Source organism: Polaribacter litorisediminis (assembly GCF_019968605.1).
In the GTDB taxonomy this organism is placed as follows: Bacteria; Bacteroidota; Bacteroidia; order Flavobacteriales; family Flavobacteriaceae; genus Polaribacter; species Polaribacter litorisediminis.
Window position 1 is genome coordinate 3,831,480 of the sequence record NZ_CP082966.1, and the last position, 16,876, is coordinate 3,848,355.

Consider the following 16,876-nt stretch of genomic DNA (forward strand, 5'->3'; position numbering starts at 1 on the left):
CGTTCGACTTTATGTTAAGTGCTTGATATTAATATGTTTTACGAAACTGAGTAGGAGTTAAACCTGTATGTTTTTTAAAAGCAGTATTAAATGAAGATTTGGAATTGAAACCAACTTCATACAAGATTTCTAAAACTGTAATCTCTTTTTTTGCAGGATTTTTTAGAATTTCTTTAGCTTCTTCAATTCTATATTCATTTATAAAATCAAAAAAATGTTTGTCTAAATATTGATTGATTAAAACCGATAAATCTCTTGAGTTCATTTTAATTTCTTCGGCTAAATGTCTTAATGTTAAAGAAGGGTTTAAATACGGTTTGTTTGTTGACATAAATAAAGAAAGTTTTTCAATTTGTTCTTTATTATCTGCTTTATTTTGTTTTTCATCCAAATTTTTGGTCAATTCTATTTTAGAATTTACACCATTAAATAAATTAGGATATTTTAGAATTTTTAGAACATACCAGCAAACAAAATATAAAGTAACACTACTTAAAATAATTTCTGAAATTTGAAAAGAATCTCTGTCTCCAAAATATTTAAATAAATTTTTAATTAAAGCAAGGCTATATAAAACTCCAATAAAAAGCAAGAACTGAAACAGCCAATTATAAGTTTCTATAGTACCACTAGAATAATTTTCTACAAAAATTTTCTTGGCTCTTTTTAAAACAATAAACCCCATTATAATGTAAATAGCAAATTGAATATGCAAAGAAAAATGTAGAAAAATGATTTCAAATTGTTCATTATAATTTTCAAAAAGTGCAAGTTTTTCTGATGAATTACTTAAATAAAATCTGGGAATCATTACCAAATTTCCTATAACATAAGGCAGTATATGCCATAAGTGTTTCCATCTTAACTTAAAGTCTGAGTAACAAACAGAAAGAATGTATAGGTATAAAACAGGCATTAACAAATACGATAATTGGCTTTTAAAAGTTAAAATATTGCTTGTCATATCAATAAATAAAGACCAAGCCGTAAATTCAAAAGCACTTAACGTTAAATACACAGCAAAAATTTTATTGCTAAATTTATTAGTAGATTCAACAGAGAAAATAAAAAAGGCTAAAAGCAATGATATAGAAGTAGAAACAATTCCAATTAAATCTGATAGCTCTAAATTTTCCATTTTATTTATTTTTTCTGAACTGTGTTGGTGTTAGTCCAGTATGTTTTTTAAAAGCAGTATTGAATGAAGATTTAGAGTTAAAGCCAACTTCATACAAGATTTCTAAAACTGTAATCTCTTTTTTTTCTGGATTTTTTAAGATAGATTTTGCTTCTTCAATTCGATATTCATTTACAAAATCAAAAAAATGTTTATCTAAATATTGATTAATTAATACAGATAAATCTCTAGAATTCATTTTAATTTCTTCTGCTAAATTTCTTATCGATAACGACGGATTCAGATACGGTTTTTCAGTTTCCATATAAGACCTTAATTTTTTAATTTCTTTTAAATCGATGTTGTGTTTTTGATCTTTTTCAACAAATTCTGTGGTTAGTTTGGTTTTAGAATCTACACCATTAAAAAGGTTTGGATATTTTAATGCTTTTAAAACATACCAGCAAACAACTACCAAAACTACAATTGTTAATATATTTTGGGAATAAGAGAAATATTCTTGATTTCCAAAAAACTTAAAAATGTTTTTTATAATCGCCACAAAGTAAAGAATAGAGGTATAAAGAAGCAATTGAAACAGCCAATTGTAAGTTTCAATTGTACTATTAGCATAGTTTTCTAAAAATATTTTTTGGGCTTTTTTTAGGGCGATAAAACCAGCAATTAAGTAAATAGTTGATTGTAAATGCAATGCTATATGAGTAAAAATAGATTCATAAAGTTGATTAAAATTATGAAACAATTCAATTTTTTCTGCTGTAGAACCCAAATAAAAACGAGGTGTCATCACTAAATTTCCTATAATATATGGAGTTATGTGCCATAAATGTTTCCATTGCAACTTAAAGTCTGAATAACAAACTGACAAAATATACAAATAAAAAATAGGCATTTGTAAATAAGACAATTCTCTTGATGCAACCAACAAATTGTTTGGTTCAGGGAATAGTAATGACGCAAAAAAACCTGTGTATTCTACAGCGTTTAATATTAAATAAGACGCAAAAAGTTTATTGCTCACCTTATTTTTAGATGCAACAGAAAATATATAAAACGCCAAAAGTAGCGAGATAAAAGTGGTAATAAACCCAATGACTGTTGATAAATCTATTTTTTCCATTAACTATGGGTCTTTCTAAATTGAGTTGGTGTTAATCCTGTATGTTTTTTAAAAGCACTATTAAAAGAAGATTTAGAATTAAAACCTACTTCATACAAAATCTCTAAAATAGTAAATTTCTTTTTAGCTGGTTTTTTTAAAATCTCCTGAGCTTCTTTAATCCTATATTCGTTTACAAAGTCAAAGAAATGTTGGTTTAAATGTTGATTAATTAAAACTGATAAATCTCTAGAATTTATTTTAAGTTCTTCAGCTAAATTTCTAATCGTTAAAGATGGATTTAAGTATGGTTTTTTAGAGACCATAAACTCTTTTAAATAAGATATTTTCGACTGGATTTCTTGTTCTTTTTCAGAGTTTTTAAGTTCTTTAGAGGTTTTTAAAGCAACATCTACCCCTTTAAAAAGCTTAGGAGAATTTACGGCCTTTAAAAATAACCAGCAAATAAAAAAGACTCCAAAAAACAATACAATAGTTCTTAAACTATTAGTGTTTTCTATAGATAAATGAACACGAGCATAATTTTTAACTTGTGTTAAAACTTGACCAATTAATAATAAAAAAGCCAATTGCTTCAACCAATTGTAATTTTTAAAAGCTCTTTTATCTGTAAAATTTTCCAACAATAATTTTCGATACCTATGAATGTAATAAAACTCCGCAATTAAGTATGCTAAAGATAAAATATCTCCAAAATAGTTTAAGAATTGTATTTCAATAGTTGCATCATAATTTTTTATAAAGGCCATTTTAGCTTCAACATCAACTAAAAAAAAGTTGGGAAGTAAGATAATAATTGTAATTATCCAAGGTAATACATGTATTAAATGAATCCATTTTAACTTGAAATTGGAGTAAATAAGAGACAGGATATAAAGAAAAAGCAACGGATTTTTAAATGCAGAAATACTGTTTCTTAGCATATCTAAATTAAGAGATACTGTTGTAATATGACTGTAAAAAAAAGCGCTAATATCTATTGCTGTAATAATCAAAAAGGCAGCAAGTAATTGATTGCTTAATTTTTTTCTAGTTTTTACAAATAATAAAAACACAGAAAAAAGCAAAAATAGAATAACAATAAGTACAGCTAAGAAAGGAATTATGGACTCGTAATTCATAAGTTCTAAAATACTTAAAATATTGATTTTTCAAGTTGTTGAATAGTGTAATATACTACTTGTTTGATGGTAATTTCACTTAACTATCACGTTTTAAATAGAATTTATATTCCTCTCCTAGTTCCTTTGGTTTACTTCCAGATTTTAATAGTTCTACTGGCATAACCTTAAACTCGTTATCATGTTTTTTTGCCATAATCTAATGTATAAATATTTAGGGACTCTAAAAAATCGTCACAGCAAAGGTAGACACTCCATACTAATTATTAAAGATACTAAATTATAAACAAGCTTTTATTAACACTTTGAATGCGTGTATGAGTTCATCAGTATTTTCAATATGACTTATATGTCCATTAGATAAAACTACTATTTCTGAATTTTTTGTTATAGCTTCTTCAAAAGATGTATTATAATCTAAAACCAGATCGTTTTTGCTAATAATTAATAACTTTTTAAAACCATTCTCTGCTAAAATATGATTTCTATTTGGTCGAATTCAGATATTTGTTTCCTAGTGTATTTATATTCATCTTGAAATAGCATTCCAGAAATACCAAAGTAATCTCTTAGATTTATTAATACCAAGGGGTTATTTAATATATTTTGTCTGTCTATATTTGAAGAAGTTAAATCTTTTATTTAAGCAAATTTTGTGGGCAACTTTTTATATGTTAATCGCACTTGTGCAGATAGGATGTTAATAACTCCAGAAAATGTTTATAAATCCTATTCATAAAATACATTAATTCTGACCATATCATAAGTTTTTTTCCAATATTTTGATTGCCGAAAGATGTTTTTTTAGCTTGCACCTAACTAACTTAATATGCAACGTTTTAACGTTCTATATCAGAAGTTAAACGAAGTTGGTTGATTTTTTTATGAAAGTCAAGTTTGTTTGTTAATTATCCGTTTAATATGAATGGTAATTCTGTTTTTTTAAATCAAGAAGATTAATTATTACTTAGCTACTCCTTTTTCTCATACGCTTAGGGCCATACCAAAGCCAAAAACCCGTAACGGTAAACGTTAATAAAGCAAAGCCCATGACAAAAGTGTAGGATAATTTAATTTGATCGCTAGTAGTTCCGAAATAATAATCTAAAATGGATCCATCGTGTATTTTTTCAATAAAGTCAGAACGCCTTTTTTCGATGTGTAAAAGTTGCCCAGTAGCACCATCAAGTTGAATCCCCCAAAAGTGATCTTTAAAAATAAATTTTACCATTCCTTTATTTTTTCGGATATCGATTCTGTCAATTTCAATAGATATATCTGCTGAAACCGAATCTCTAAGAACCTTAGAGGCAATGGTGTGCAAGCTATCTATAGGAAGCCAGTTTTTTAAATCTGTAGAGACACCGATATGTGATTTTGCCTGAATGATGCCTCCTGTATTTTTTTTCCAACCGAGTAAAACTCCCGTTACAGATATGAAGACGAAAAAAACAAATAAGGACGCCCCTAAAGTTCTATGAATTTTTCTAGAAATACGCAGTAATTTCGCTTGCTTTTTCCTGTTAATGTTTTTTGGCATTTTGTTTTTTTGATTTACTTATTAAGAATTCTAGCAATACAAAGAGTTTGTGCAAATTTAAAATAAAGTGGGTTTAACAATTTTTCAAAAAGTCTTTGAAAACAGCAATTAATGCGACCCTATTTTCAAGATGACTCATATGACCATCAGGAAAAACTACGAGTTCAGAATTCGTTTTTTTGGCTTCTTCTAAAGAAGTTTGATATTCTAAAACTGGATCTTTTTCACCAATGATCAACAACTTTTTAAAAGTACCTTCTGCTAAAACATGGTTGGTGTTTTCTCTGTTTTTCATCCCTTCATTTGCCGCAATATAACCTTGTATAGAAGTTTTTAAAGCCTCTTTTTTAACCGCTTCAATCTCGTCTTTAAATTGTGATAAATTCTGTGGATGAAACAAATTTGAAATAGACATTTTCACCAAACTTTCAAAATTATTTTGCACCATTTTATTAGCTCTTGTTCTTAGCTTTTTTCGTTCTTCAGAATCTTCATTAGAAGTTGAATTTAATAAACACAAGCCCTTTATTTTTGAGGGATTCGTTTTGGCTAGCGTCAAAGAAATATAACCTCCTAAAGAATGACCAACCAAAATATATTTTCGAATTCTCAAGTGCTTTAATACAGCTTGAATGGTTCCTGCAAACAACTCCATAGAATGCACATAACCCAAACAATCAGATTTTCCATGACCTAACAAATCAATCGTAATTACTCGGTTTCTTTTGCTAAGTTCTGGAGTAATTTCATCCCACATAGTAGAATTTTCTAAAAACCCATGAATTAGAACAACAACAGTTCCTTTTCCTTGATCCGTATAAAAAATAGCAGCGTTTTTATAATCTAAAACCATAGAAACAAAGATACCATTTGATTCGTTTTTAGAAACTCAAAACATGATAAACTATTTACTATATTTGAGGTGAATTCAATACCACCAATCTTATGCTTTTCAAAAAAACAGCACTTTTTATTCTATTTTTAGTTTCCTTAACAATCAACGCTCAAATTAAGGAGAAAAATCTTGATAATTTGATACAGGAAACTTTAAAAACATTTGAAGTTCCAGGAATTTCGGTTGGTATTTTAAAAGATGGAAAAGTAGTTTATGCAAAAGGACATGGCGTTCGTTCTTTAACCAACAAAAAAGACATGAACGAAAATACGCTGGTCGGTGTTGCTTCTAATAGTAAAGGATTTACCTGTTTTGCATTGGCGATGATGGTCGATGCAGGAAAACTAAATTGGGATGATAAAGTAAGAAAACACATTCCAGAATTTCGAATGAAAGACGCTTGGGTTACAGAACAATTTACAGTGCGCGATTTGGTGACACACAGAAGTGGTTTAGGACTGGGTGCTGGAGATTTAATGTTTTTTCCGGAAGGGAATGATTTTACCATAAAAGATATTATCAACAATGTAAAATACTTAAAACCTGTAAGTTCATTTAGAAGTGAATTTAAGTACAATAACAATATGTTTATTATTGCTGGCGAAGTTTTAAAACGTGTAAGCGGTCTTTCTTGGGCAGAATTTATTGAAACTAAAATCATGAAACCTGTTGGAATGATCAATAGTAAAGGGTCTTACAATAGAGTTACCAATAGAACCAATATTATTGATGCACATACAAGAGCCGACGGAAAAGTGATTCAAATTCCGCATGATTGGAGCGAAACTGCAAACGCTGCGGGTGGCATAATGAGTAACGTTCAGGATATGCTTACTTGGGCTAAATTTTTAATGAATGATGCCGTTACTGAAAACGGAGAACGATTGCTGAGTGAGCGTCAATTTCACGAGTTATGGCAATTACAAACGCCGCTAAAAGTAGGTAGAAATGACAGCTATAATTCTAATTTTAGAGGGTATGGTTTAGGATGGTTTTTAACGGATGTAAAAGGCGGTTACAAACAAGTGTATCACACAGGTGGTTTATTGGGTACAGTTACTCAGTTTACTATGATTCCGGATTTAGATTTGGCAATTGTTGTGCTAACCAATCAAATGAATGGAAATGCTTTTAACACAATTACAAATACCATAAAAGATACGTATTTAGGATATGAAAATAGAAATTGGTTAAAAAAATATGGAACAAGAAATGCCAATTATTTAAAGTACAATGACAGCATAAAAGCAAGTGTTTTTGTAAAAATTGAAATTGCTAAAAAAGATAAAAGCCTCCCAAAACCCTCGCAAATTGTTGGCATTTATCATGATGATTGGTTTGGAAAAATCACCATTTCTCATGACGGAAATACCTATGCGATAAAATGCGAGCGCTCATCGAATTTGTTTGGGGAATTATTGCCTTACAATCAAACAACCTATGTTGCAAAATGGAACAATAGAAGTTATGATGCCGATGTTTTTATGCAGTTTTCCTTTGATGAAAAAGGAATTGCAACGGGTGCGAAAATGAAATATATTGCACCCATCACAGATTTTAGTTTCGATTTTCATGATTTAAACCTTACTAAACAATAGTAATTTTGAATAAAACAAAAGAAATTTGGATTGCAGGTTTTGCATTATTTTCACTCTTTTTTGGAGCGGGGAATTTAATTTTACCTCCTACACTCGGTTTTAAATCTGGTGCAGATTGGTGGATTGTTGTTCTGGGTTTTATCATCACAGCCATTGCAATTCCTATTTTGGCAATTTTTGCACACGCAAAATTACAAGGAACCTTATATGATTTTGGGAAGAAAGTTTCTCCTGTTTTTAGTACGATATTTTGTTTCTTGATTTATATCATTGCAGTGGCTATTCCATCACCAAGAACCGCTGCCGTAACTCATGAAATGGCGGTTCAACCTTTTTTTGATGTCGCACCAATTTTTACAAGTATTTTCTATTTTGTACTCGTGTTTCTTTTTGCAATCAATCGGACTCGTATTATTAGTTTGATCGGGAAGTTTTTAACCCCAATTATTGTCATTATTTTATTAGTAATTATCTTGATTGCCTTTTTTACAGCTCCAGGATCGGTGAATCCGTCATCTTTTAAAAATCCTTTTATAGATGGAATTTTAGAAGGATACCAAACTTTTGACGCCATTGCTGGTGTTGTGGTAGGTGCGGTAATTATCATTTCTTTAGATTATAGTAGCCATACCACTTTTGATGCTAAAAGAAGTTTGATAAGAAAAGCGGGCTTGATTTCAGGAACGGGTTTACTTTTAATTTATGGAGGTTTAATTTTAAGTGGCTCTTTATTTAGCTCAACTTTTTCCGAGAATGCTACCAGAACTGAAGTTTTAGCTGGTTTAAGCATACAAACATTGGGTAATTTAGGGACTACTTTTTTAAGTGTTTTAGTAGCTTTAGCCTGTTTTACAACTGCTGTTGGTGTGGTCACTGGAGCGTCAGATTACATCAAAGGAATTTGCAACGATTCTAAGAAAGCCTATATAATTACCGCTGCAATTGCTTCCATAATCGGAATTGTTGTTGGGAGTTATGAAGTAGACTTTATTATCACGCTAGCGGTGCCGGCGCTAATGTTTTTATATCCCATAACTATCGTATTAATTTTGCTAAATGTTGTGCCCAATCAGTATGCATCAAAATTGGTTTTTAGAGGGGTGGTTTTGGTGACTTTTATTTTTAGTATTCCAGATTTTTTAGGGTTTATTATTCCTAGAGAAAACTTAGTAGGCATTAAAAGTATCATTCCTTTGGCAAATTCTAGTTTAGGTTGGGTGTTGCCTGCTTTATTGGTTTTTGTTGGGTTGAATTTTAAGAAGGTTAGCGAACTGTTTGTTCATATAAAAAGGGAATTATAACTTTTTATGGTCAGGGTTTTTAAGGTTTGAAAATAAAGAAACGATCTCAATTGAATTTTTAATTATCCGATAATATAAGCTGTTATGCTTTTCAATAACTGCTTTTCGAATTTCTTTTTTCTCATAAGATTCAGGGAATATTTTAGGAGTTTTTGAGATTAATTCAATTGTATGATCTAGTTTTTGAGAAAATTTCCTTAACTCTTTTTCTGTCCAATTCTTTTCTAAATATTCAATGGTTTCTTTTAACTCGAAAATTGCATTGTCAGACCATAAAATATTATAACCACTTTTCATAAATTTTTCTGACATTTACGTGCGAAGTCAGCTTGCCCTCATTGGCATCTTGTATTCCTTTTTCTATTGACTTTTGCTCTTCAATAGAAATTTCATCCCACCAACCACTTTTTTCTTTTTTTCTCAGTTTCATTAATTTATCAATCAAGGAATGGTCTTCTAAAGTAGAAAGCCACTGAATTAATTCAATTTTCTTATGTTGAAGATTTGTATCCATGAAATCAAATTTACAAATTTCTTACTATATTTCAATTTTTAATGAGTACTTTTTAAAGTTGAAGGATATTTTGAAAATGGTACCTGCATTTACAAAAAGCTGTTTAGAATAAACAAATCAAGCCAATTCTATGCTATAAAATTGGCTTGATTTATTAAAAGAACTTCTGTTTACTGATTTAAGTAACAGAAATATTTATTCAATAATTAACTTCATACTTCCTGATCCAGAAGGTGTTGTAATTTTTGCGATATAAACGCCGCTTGCAAAAGTAGACACATCAATAGTTGCTTTTAAACTATTGGGTTGTATTACTGCAACTTGATTTCCAAGTATATCAAATAACGAAATACTAGCGATAGTTTTATTTTCTGAACTAAAAGTTAGTACCTCTTTTGCAGGATTTGGGTAACTATAAATCCCTGCGATATTCGATAAATTGGTATCTTCTGTACTTAATGTACTGCTTGTTTGTGCAATATCATCAATTAAAAAAGTAGCATTTGCAGATGCGTCATTTTGTGTGTTATACCCTAACATTAAAGATAAAACGCTGTATAAAGGAGGTCTATCTGTTGGAAAACTCCACGTATAAGTTGCCCATGCTCCAGAGACTGTTGTGATTGCATCTCTTTCGTCTGCAAACTCATTAGGAATTATACTTTCTACTTTTAGCTTTAACAAAGCACCAACAGGAGCATCTGTATACACTTTCATAGAAATAGAATTTTGTGTAGAAAAGTCAATATTGCTGGTTAAAATTAATTTACTTTTTGCCCATGGAGCACCACCACTTCGTACAAATTCACCTACAGTTGCACTTGGGTTGTTTTCGTCTACATAAGGATTTGCAATAACCGTCATAATTCCGCCATCTTCATTTATAAAATCGGATGTTACCACACTTGCTTCAAAATCTACAGGTAGCGTTGTAGGTATTGGTTCTGGCAAAGCAGCGCCAATAATTTGTTTTACATCATCAAATAGAAAAGTAGAAGTAGCAGAACCATCACCTACATTTCCAAAATCGAAAGAAAAACTTATTTTATTAAAAGGCTTTGTTTGTCCGCTAAAATTCCAACTTATAGTTTCCCATTCTCCAGAGGTTGTTGTTAAATAATCAGAATTGGTTCTTCCCTCAGCACCTTCTAACTCCAATTTAATTCTAGTACCCACAGGAGCTGTTGTAAACACATTCATAGAGATATGCCACATGGTAGATAAATCTAAATTGTTTGAAAGAAACACCGTACTTCTGGCTAAGAAATCACCGCCATCACGCACAACTTGACCTACTTTATCACTAGTGTTTGCATCGTTTTTTTCAGGATTATCAATTACATTCACTGTAGCACCTGAATAATTTAAAAAATCAGTATCAACAATATCCGATTCAAAATCAAGGGGCAAAGAAGTTGGTTTAGGCGCTGTTGGACCTTCAACTTGTGCGATATCATCAAAATAAAAAGTAGAATTTGCAGAACCATCCCCTACGTTTCCAAAATCGAACATAAAAACGAGTTCATTCAGCGTATTTGGAGTTCCTAAAAATACCCATTCTAAGGTTTCCCAAGCACCAGAAACGGTTGTAAAAGCATCTACTTCTGCAGACGGGCCAGTTCCTTCTAATTTAAACTTTACAATAGTTCCAACAGGAGCAGTTGTATACACTTTCATGGTGATTTTTGTTAATTCTGAAAAATCAAGATTATCTGTTAAGAGAATTTTACCTCCTCCATAAATTGCGCCACCATCTCTTATAATTTGAGCTACGAAATCACTGGTATTTATTCCAGATTTTTCTGGATTATCGGTTACAATGGCAGTTCCTCCGTCAAAACTCACAAGGTCTGAAGTAGCAACATCACCTTCAAAATTAATTGGTAGGCTTTGAGAAAAGCCTATTACAAATGTGAACAAGCTTAAAAGCAGTGTAATTTTTTTCATTTTTTTGATTGAAATTTAGGTTATACATCTTAGTGTTTTATTACACAAAGAACGCAACAAAGATAATTTTAGAAAATTGATAACTAGGCAAATAAACCAATACAAAAACAATACAACATCTATTTAGAATATTTCTCTTTTACTTTAGAAACTTAGTAATACATTCAATTTTACTAAAAACGGTCTAGCATGTTTGGTTGAGGTTGTTATCTTTTTACGGTATAAAACACTTTTGATATCACCTATAAATTTACTATCGGAAATTTTATGAATTGTTTTGTTTAATTTGGTAAGCATAGATAAAATTATATTGAGCACACTTTATAAACCAACTCGATTTTATTTAAAGTTTCCCAAACTTCATGGCTAAATTCTTTCGGCGAAAACTTGAAGAGAATTACGGTTTTCTTTTCTTTTTTACAAAAATGACTTTCAATTTTTACGTTTAAAACAAACCTTTTATTGGTCGCAAAATGATCGAAAGTAGCTACGTTTCCTTCAAAAAATGTAGTTGATTTTTTCTTGCTAATTTTTTTTATTGTTGCGTTTGCTTTTTGGTTGATATTATGGTCTTTTCGAACATCGTTTAAACCATCGAAATAGTTTTCTAAATCAGATTTTAATTGTTTTGCCGTCAGTTTTTTATCAAAATGAATACTCCAAACATAGGTATAAGACCAAAAAAAAGTATGTTCTGGAGTTCGCCATCCTTCTGGTGGAAAACGAACTTCTGCAACTCCTTTATACTTAATATTTTGTGCAAAACCGATAGGGAAAGGAAAAACTTCTTTTCCCCAAGTGCTGTCTAATTGTATTAAATTTTCTGTTTTTGTATGTTGCCCGAAGGTAAAGACTGAACAAAATAATGTGATACTAAAAAGTAAGTTTTTCATCATTTTATAATTTTATAGAAACTTCAAAACCAATGGCATCAGAAATGGCACCGTCTTTAAATTTGCTTTCATAGTTTACATTCCATCTTTTTCTATCAATTTTAAAACGTGTTTTTAGTTCTTTTTCACCATAATTAAATTCAGCGCGAAAATTAATCGGTTTTGTAATTCCTTTTAGCGTTAAATTAGCTTCTAATCTTGCGTTTGTTTTATCAGTATATTCCACTTTCGTAATTACTAATTTTCCTAAAGGATACTTTTTAACATCAAAAAAATCTTCATTTTTTAGGTGATCTACTAAACTTACTTTTCCTTTTTGTTCTTCAATATCTGTATTTGTAATCGAGTTCATATCAATCATAAATTCGCCACCCGTGATGACATCATCCGTTTTTATGAAATAACCTTCTTTAAAATTGATAAATCCGTCATGACCTCCAAAATAAAAGGTGTATTCTCCTATCCATTTTATACTACTTTTTTCAATATGAATGGGGAGTTTTTCTTGCGCAGAAAAAGTTGTATTTAAAAGAATTGTTGCTAAAAGAAATAGAATAATTTTTTTCATGAAGATTGTTTTTATATATGATTATTATGTTGGTGGTAAAACTATTTCAGGATCAGAAAAAAAGTGTCAAAAAAATGTAAAAGAAGTGTCAACAGATGTAAAAATTGATAAAATTGTAGGTTATTTGCAATGATTATGAATAGAAACACGTTTTTTTCGATTGTTATTTTTGCGAATGTTTTGTTGAGTATTTTGAGTTGTTCAATTCCTAAAGAAAATGAAATCGACTTTTCTGAGCGATCTAAAATAGCTTTAAGAGAAGTAGGCGATCAGTTATTACTTTCTCAAAAAGATTCCGTTTCTTTAATTTTACCTATTACAAAAATTGATGATTTTAAGTTCAAAATTCCTTTTGAAAAGGATCTTTCCTTTGAGCCAAATACCTTAGTAGAAATTGTTAAAAACGTTTTAGAAAAATCGAGAATATCAAAAAATTATCGAGTTGAAGTAATCAATTGCATAACAAATGAAGTGGCTTATAGTTACGAAATTAATGAAGAACAAGAACAAACATTGATACCTTGTGCAGGAAGAATTTTACCAAAAGCATGCTATACAATTGAAGTAAAATTTTTAAGGAAAACAACTCTTTTTTCAGAATATTCATATTTGTTCTACATCATCATTCCTTTACTGCTTGGAATGTTTTATAGACGGTTTTACTTGAATAAAAAACCAAAAAATATTGAAGTAACTGGCGATGGAAATATGATTAGTTTGGGCATTTTTCATTTTTATCCAGCACAAAATAAACTGATAAAGAAAGCATCAGAAATTAGCTTATCTAAAAAAGAATGTGAGCTCTTGACTATTTTTGTGGCAAACAAAAATCAAATTGTAAAAAGAGAAGAACTTACTAAAAAAGTTTGGGAAGATCATGGTGTTTTTGTGGGAAGAAGTTTAGATACGTATATTTCTAAACTCAGAAAAAAACTACAAGACGATGCTTCTATAAAGTTCATAAATGTTCATGGAGTAGGCTACAAGCTTGAGATAAATTCTTAATTTGATCATTAAAATTTCTCTGGCACAAAAGTTTGATAATCTATTGGCGGTCTTACATATGATTTTTCACCTGGTAATGGCGGAAGCTTCACTGGTTTTATATCCATTTTTTTATAAGGAATTTTGCTTAAAACATGACTAATACAATTTAAGCGCGCCTTTTTTTTGTTATCAGAATTTACAACAAACCAAGGAACTTGTTTGGTGTCTGTGTGGGCAAACATTTGATCTTTAGCCTTCGAATACTCCAACCATCTAGAACGCGATTCTAAATCCATCGGACTAAATTTCCATCGCTTTAAAGGGTTTGAAATTCGGTTTTTAAAACGTTTTTCTTGCTCTTCATCATTTACAGAAAACCAATATTTTAAAACAATGATGCCAGATCTCACGAGCATACGTTCAAATTCTGGACAAGAGCGTAAAAATTCATCATATTGTTTGTCCGTACAAAAACCCATTACTTTTTCTACACCGGCTCTATTGTACCAACTTCTGTCAAAAAGAATAATTTCGCCAGCAGCAGGTAAATATTGCACATAGCGCTGAAAATACCATTGCGATTTCTCTCTTTCTGTAGGAACTCCTAGGGCAACTACTTTACAAATTCTTGGGTTTAAAGGCTCTGTAAAGCGTTTTATGGTGCCACCTTTTCCGGAAGCGTCTCTACCTTCGAAAACCACCACTACTTTTAAATCTTCTTTTTTTACCCATTCTTGCATGTGAACGAGTTCTACATGCAGTTTAGCAAGTTCTGCCTCGTAATTAAATTTCTTTTCTTTTAAATTAGCTTTTCCCATAGTGGCAATTTACAAAAATTTGAAAAAAGATAGCATCAAAATTAGGTTTAGATGCTGTTTTTAAGGTGAATTCAAGAAGCGAACTATTTTAATTCATCAGTATCTCTAAAAAATTAAATACAAATAATAATTGGTGAAAATTAGGAATTTAGGATTTATAAGATTAAAAGTCTTATTTTTGAAAACTAATTCCCAATATAAAACACTTGTTAAACTACTACTCATATCCGCATCCCACTTCTAAAGAATGGGTAACTTTTGTGCATGGCGCAGGAGGGAGTAGTTCTATTTGGTACAAACAAATTAGAGATTTTAGGAATCATTTTAATGTATTAATTTTAGATTTACGAGGGCATGGAAATAGCAAACCAAAGTTAAAAGACACTTTTAACTCTAAATATACGTTTGATTCTATTACTGCTGATATTGTGGAGGTTGTAAACCATTTAAAAATTGAAAAATCTCATTTTGTGGGTATTTCCTTAGGTACAATTTTAATTCGGAATTTAGCTGAAAAAGAACCAGAATTGGTAAAAAGTATGATTATGGGTGGGGCGATTATAAAGATGAATTTCCGTTCGCAAGTTTTAATGAAAGTAGGAAATCTATTCAAATCTGTGGTGCCTTATATGTTGTTGTATAAGCTTTTTGCGTTTATCATTATGCCGAAGAAAAATCATAAGAAATCGAGATCTTTATTTGTAAACGAGGCTAAAAAATTATATCAAAAGGAATTTATACGATGGTTTAAACTCACTTCAGAAATCAATCCGCTTTTGCGTTTTTTTAGAGCAAAAGACATTAAAATTCCCACGCTCTATGTCATGGGAGCAGAAGATCATTTGTTTTTGCCTTCCATTAAAAATATTGTTGCCAAACATGTTACTGCGTCTTTGTTTGTAATTGATAATTGCGGGCATGTTGTGAATGTAGAACAACCGCAGACTTTTAATAATCAAACGATTCATTTTATCAATTCTTTGGCGTAAAAAAAAAGCGAGCATAAAGCCCGCTTTTCATATATTTTTATCCAAAGATTAGAAGATATTAACCTTGCATCAACTCTTCAATCTCATCGGCTTCAATCGGAATATTTCCCATTAAATTAAAAGGTTTCCCTTTTTCTTGAATCACAACATCATCTTCTAAACGAATACCAAAACCTTCCTCAGGAATGTAAATACCAGGTTCTACAGTAAAGACCATATTGGCTGTCATTGGCTCATATAAAAGACCATAATCATGGGTGTCTAAACCAATATGATGACTGGTTCCGTGCATAAAATACTTTTTATAAGCAGGCCATTTTGGATCTTCGTTCTGAACATCTGCTTTGTCTAACAAGCCTAAATTTAGTAATTCTGATGTCATTAGTTTACCAACTTCTACATGATATTCTTTCCAAAAAGCACCAGGAACTAGTAATTTTGTTGCTTCTTTTTTAACATGATTTACCGCATTATACACTGCTTTTTGTCGGTCTGTAAATTTACCAGAAACAGGTATAGTTCTCGTTAAATCTGATGAATAATTGGCATATTCTGCAGCAGTGTCCAATAAAATTAAATCGCCAGCTTTACACTGCTGATTGTTCTCTACATAATGCAATACATTCGCATTATTGCCAGCTGCAATAATGGGTGTATAAGCAAATCCTTTCGATCGGTTTCTAACAAACTCATGCAATAATTCTGCTTCAATTTCATACTCCCAAACACCGGGTTTTACAAAACCTAAAAGTCTTCTAAAACCTTTTTCGGTAATGTCACAAGCTTGTTGCATCAAGTCTAATTCTATAGGGTCTTTTACAGAACGTAAACGCTGCAAAATAGGATTGCTTTTTGCTACAGAATGCGCAGGATATTTAGCCAATAACCATTTTGTAAAACGGTCTTCGCGAGTTTCTGTCTGAACAGCAGCTCTGTAATGTTCATTGGTGTTGATGTAAAAAGTATTTGCATACGTTGTCATTTCGAACAAGATTTTCTCTAAATCTTGCAACCAATAAATCGTCTTAATTCCGCTTGTATTAAAAGCCGCTTCTTTGGTTAGTTTTGCACCCTCCCAAACAGCAATATGATCATTGGTTTCTCTAACAAATAATACTTCTCTTAAATCTTTATTCGGGCAATCAGGAAAAAGCATGAGTACGCTTTCTTCTTGATCTACACCACTTAAATAAAAGATATCTCTGTGTTGTTCAAAGGGCATGGTGCTATCTGCACCCGTTGGGTATATATCGTTAGAATTAAAAATAGCAATACTTTTTGGTTGCATTGCTGCCGTAAAATTTTTACGGTTTTTGATAAAAAGTTGTGAATTTATAGCTTGGTATTTCATGCTGGAGTTAATTTAGTAATCAAAGATAGCGATAATAAACAGCAACTTAAAATTAGATAAAAATTTTTGAAACTTTCCTAAAAGGTCTATGTTCTG

Annotated in this window: 17 protein-coding genes; 5 read left to right on the top strand and 12 right to left on the bottom strand. The window is 30.7% G+C overall.

What is annotated here, in order from left to right; all coding sequences use genetic code 11:
* Nucleotides 1-28: 28 nt before the first annotated feature.
* The 5 genes from K8354_RS16465 to K8354_RS16485 form a co-directional block, all read right to left on the bottom strand.
* Nucleotides 29-1,138: a helix-turn-helix domain-containing protein gene (locus K8354_RS16465; RefSeq protein ID WP_223443219.1), complete on the bottom strand. Its 1,110-nt coding sequence runs from the start codon at nucleotides 1,136-1,138 to the stop codon at nucleotides 29-31.
* A 1-nt stretch (nucleotide 1,139) separates the two neighbouring features.
* On the bottom strand, nucleotides 1,140-2,258 hold the full coding sequence (locus K8354_RS16470; protein ID WP_223443222.1) for a helix-turn-helix domain-containing protein: 1,119 nt from the start codon (nucleotides 2,256-2,258) through the stop codon (nucleotides 1,140-1,142).
* Complete coding sequence (locus K8354_RS16475) at nucleotides 2,258-3,379, bottom strand: helix-turn-helix domain-containing protein (RefSeq protein WP_223443224.1); 1,122 nt, start codon at nucleotides 3,377-3,379, stop codon at nucleotides 2,258-2,260. Before K8354_RS16475 ends, K8354_RS16470 begins: the two co-directional genes overlap by 1 nt.
* Before the next feature lie 967 nt (nucleotides 3,380-4,346).
* Complete coding sequence (locus tag K8354_RS16480) at nucleotides 4,347-4,919, bottom strand: PepSY domain-containing protein (protein WP_223443227.1); 573 nt, start codon at nucleotides 4,917-4,919, stop codon at nucleotides 4,347-4,349.
* A 73-nt stretch (nucleotides 4,920-4,992) separates the two neighbouring features.
* The gene (locus K8354_RS16485; RefSeq protein WP_223443230.1) at nucleotides 4,993-5,772 is read right to left on the bottom strand and encodes an alpha/beta fold hydrolase; all 780 of its coding nucleotides are present in this window, start codon (nucleotides 5,770-5,772) and stop codon (nucleotides 4,993-4,995) included.
* A gap of 92 nt (nucleotides 5,773-5,864) precedes the next feature.
* On the opposite strand from K8354_RS16485, the gene K8354_RS16490 reads away from it, so the two are divergent.
* Together K8354_RS16490 and brnQ are read left to right on the top strand one after the other, a co-directional pair.
* Nucleotides 5,865-7,412: a serine hydrolase gene (locus K8354_RS16490; RefSeq protein WP_223443232.1), complete on the top strand. Its 1,548-nt coding sequence runs from the start codon at nucleotides 5,865-5,867 to the stop codon at nucleotides 7,410-7,412.
* A gap of 5 nt (nucleotides 7,413-7,417) precedes the next feature.
* Nucleotides 7,418-8,713: a branched-chain amino acid transport system II carrier protein gene (gene brnQ / locus K8354_RS16495; RefSeq protein WP_223443234.1), complete on the top strand. Its 1,296-nt coding sequence runs from the start codon at nucleotides 7,418-7,420 to the stop codon at nucleotides 8,711-8,713.
* Here the strand turns inward: brnQ and K8354_RS16500 are convergent.
* From K8354_RS16500 to K8354_RS16520, 5 genes are all read right to left on the bottom strand, one after another.
* Nucleotides 8,708-9,010 carry a type II toxin-antitoxin system RelE/ParE family toxin gene (locus tag K8354_RS16500; protein ID WP_223443244.1) on the bottom strand — a complete coding sequence of 101 codons (303 nt, stop codon included), beginning with the start codon at nucleotides 9,008-9,010 and terminating at the stop codon, nucleotides 8,708-8,710. The two genes, brnQ and K8354_RS16500, sit on opposite strands and share 6 nt — an antisense overlap.
* The gene (locus K8354_RS16505; protein WP_223443247.1) at nucleotides 8,994-9,227 is read right to left on the bottom strand and encodes a hypothetical protein; all 234 of its coding nucleotides are present in this window, start codon (nucleotides 9,225-9,227) and stop codon (nucleotides 8,994-8,996) included. Before K8354_RS16505 ends, K8354_RS16500 begins: the two co-directional genes overlap by 17 nt.
* Before the next feature lie 195 nt (nucleotides 9,228-9,422).
* Nucleotides 9,423-11,174 (bottom strand): T9SS type A sorting domain-containing protein, encoded by a 1,752-nt coding sequence (locus K8354_RS16510; RefSeq protein ID WP_223443250.1) that lies wholly within the window; start codon nucleotides 11,172-11,174, stop codon nucleotides 9,423-9,425.
* Between the two features lie 305 nt (nucleotides 11,175-11,479).
* Entirely contained in the window at nucleotides 11,480-12,070 is a 591-nt protein-coding gene (locus K8354_RS16515; protein WP_223443253.1) for a hypothetical protein, read from the bottom strand.
* Nucleotide 12,071: 1 nt separating this feature from the next.
* The gene (locus K8354_RS16520; protein ID WP_223443256.1) at nucleotides 12,072-12,635 is read right to left on the bottom strand and encodes a YceI family protein; all 564 of its coding nucleotides are present in this window, start codon (nucleotides 12,633-12,635) and stop codon (nucleotides 12,072-12,074) included.
* Between K8354_RS16520 and K8354_RS18745 the strand changes: the two genes are divergently transcribed.
* Both K8354_RS18745 and K8354_RS16525 read left to right on the top strand, forming a co-directional pair.
* Nucleotides 12,634-12,768, top strand: coding sequence for a hypothetical protein (locus K8354_RS18745; protein ID WP_302850517.1), 135 nt, complete (start codon nucleotides 12,634-12,636; stop codon nucleotides 12,766-12,768). The two genes, K8354_RS16520 and K8354_RS18745, sit on opposite strands and share 2 nt — an antisense overlap.
* Before the next feature lie 2 nt (nucleotides 12,769-12,770).
* Entirely contained in the window at nucleotides 12,771-13,640 is an 870-nt protein-coding gene (locus K8354_RS16525; RefSeq protein ID WP_223443259.1) for a winged helix-turn-helix domain-containing protein, read from the top strand.
* Between the two features lie 8 nt (nucleotides 13,641-13,648).
* Here the strand turns inward: K8354_RS16525 and ppk2 are convergent, their stop codons facing one another.
* Entirely contained in the window at nucleotides 13,649-14,440 is a 792-nt protein-coding gene (gene ppk2, locus K8354_RS16530) for a polyphosphate kinase 2 (RefSeq protein WP_223443261.1), read from the bottom strand.
* A 206-nt stretch (nucleotides 14,441-14,646) separates the two neighbouring features.
* Between ppk2 and K8354_RS16535 the strand changes: the two genes are divergently transcribed.
* On the top strand, nucleotides 14,647-15,429 hold the full coding sequence (locus K8354_RS16535; protein ID WP_223443272.1) for an alpha/beta fold hydrolase: 783 nt from the start codon (nucleotides 14,647-14,649) through the stop codon (nucleotides 15,427-15,429).
* 58 nt (nucleotides 15,430-15,487) lie between these two features.
* On the opposite strand, the gene K8354_RS16540 is transcribed toward K8354_RS16535, so the two are convergent.
* Entirely contained in the window at nucleotides 15,488-16,780 is a 1,293-nt protein-coding gene (locus K8354_RS16540) for an aminopeptidase P family protein (RefSeq protein ID WP_223443274.1), read from the bottom strand.
* Between the last annotated feature and the right edge of the window lie 96 nt (nucleotides 16,781-16,876).

Excerpts from the sequence above, each read along its gene's own strand:
- K8354_RS16465 (WP_223443219.1), bottom strand. The coding sequence starts at position 1,138 with ATGGAAAATTTAGAGCTATCAGATTTAATTGGAATTGTTTCTACTTCT.
- K8354_RS16470 (WP_223443222.1), bottom strand. The coding sequence starts at position 2,258 with ATGGAAAAAATAGATTTATCAACAGTCATTGGGTTTATTACCACTTTT.
- K8354_RS16475 (WP_223443224.1), bottom strand. The coding sequence starts at position 3,379 with ATGAATTACGAGTCCATAATTCCTTTCTTAGCTGTACTTATTGTTATT.
- K8354_RS16480 (WP_223443227.1), bottom strand. The coding sequence starts at position 4,919 with ATGCCAAAAAACATTAACAGGAAAAAGCAAGCGAAATTACTGCGTATT.
- K8354_RS16485 (WP_223443230.1), bottom strand. The coding sequence starts at position 5,772 with ATGGTTTTAGATTATAAAAACGCTGCTATTTTTTATACGGATCAAGGA.
- K8354_RS16490 (WP_223443232.1), top strand. The coding sequence starts at position 5,865 with ATGCTTTTCAAAAAAACAGCACTTTTTATTCTATTTTTAGTTTCCTTA.
- K8354_RS16500 (WP_223443244.1), bottom strand. The coding sequence starts at position 9,010 with ATGAAAAGTGGTTATAATATTTTATGGTCTGACAATGCAATTTTCGAG.
- K8354_RS16505 (WP_223443247.1), bottom strand. The coding sequence starts at position 9,227 with ATGGATACAAATCTTCAACATAAGAAAATTGAATTAATTCAGTGGCTT.
- K8354_RS16510 (WP_223443250.1), bottom strand. The coding sequence starts at position 11,174 with ATGAAAAAAATTACACTGCTTTTAAGCTTGTTCACATTTGTAATAGGC.
- K8354_RS16515 (WP_223443253.1), bottom strand. The coding sequence starts at position 12,070 with ATGATGAAAAACTTACTTTTTAGTATCACATTATTTTGTTCAGTCTTT.
- K8354_RS18745 (WP_302850517.1), top strand. The coding sequence starts at position 12,634 with ATGAAGATTGTTTTTATATATGATTATTATGTTGGTGGTAAAACTATT.
- K8354_RS16520 (WP_223443256.1), bottom strand. The coding sequence starts at position 12,635 with ATGAAAAAAATTATTCTATTTCTTTTAGCAACAATTCTTTTAAATACA.
- K8354_RS16525 (WP_223443259.1), top strand. The coding sequence starts at position 12,771 with ATGAATAGAAACACGTTTTTTTCGATTGTTATTTTTGCGAATGTTTTG.
- ppk2 (WP_223443261.1), bottom strand. The coding sequence starts at position 14,440 with ATGGGAAAAGCTAATTTAAAAGAAAAGAAATTTAATTACGAGGCAGAA.
- K8354_RS16540 (WP_223443274.1), bottom strand. The coding sequence starts at position 16,780 with ATGAAATACCAAGCTATAAATTCACAACTTTTTATCAAAAACCGTAAA.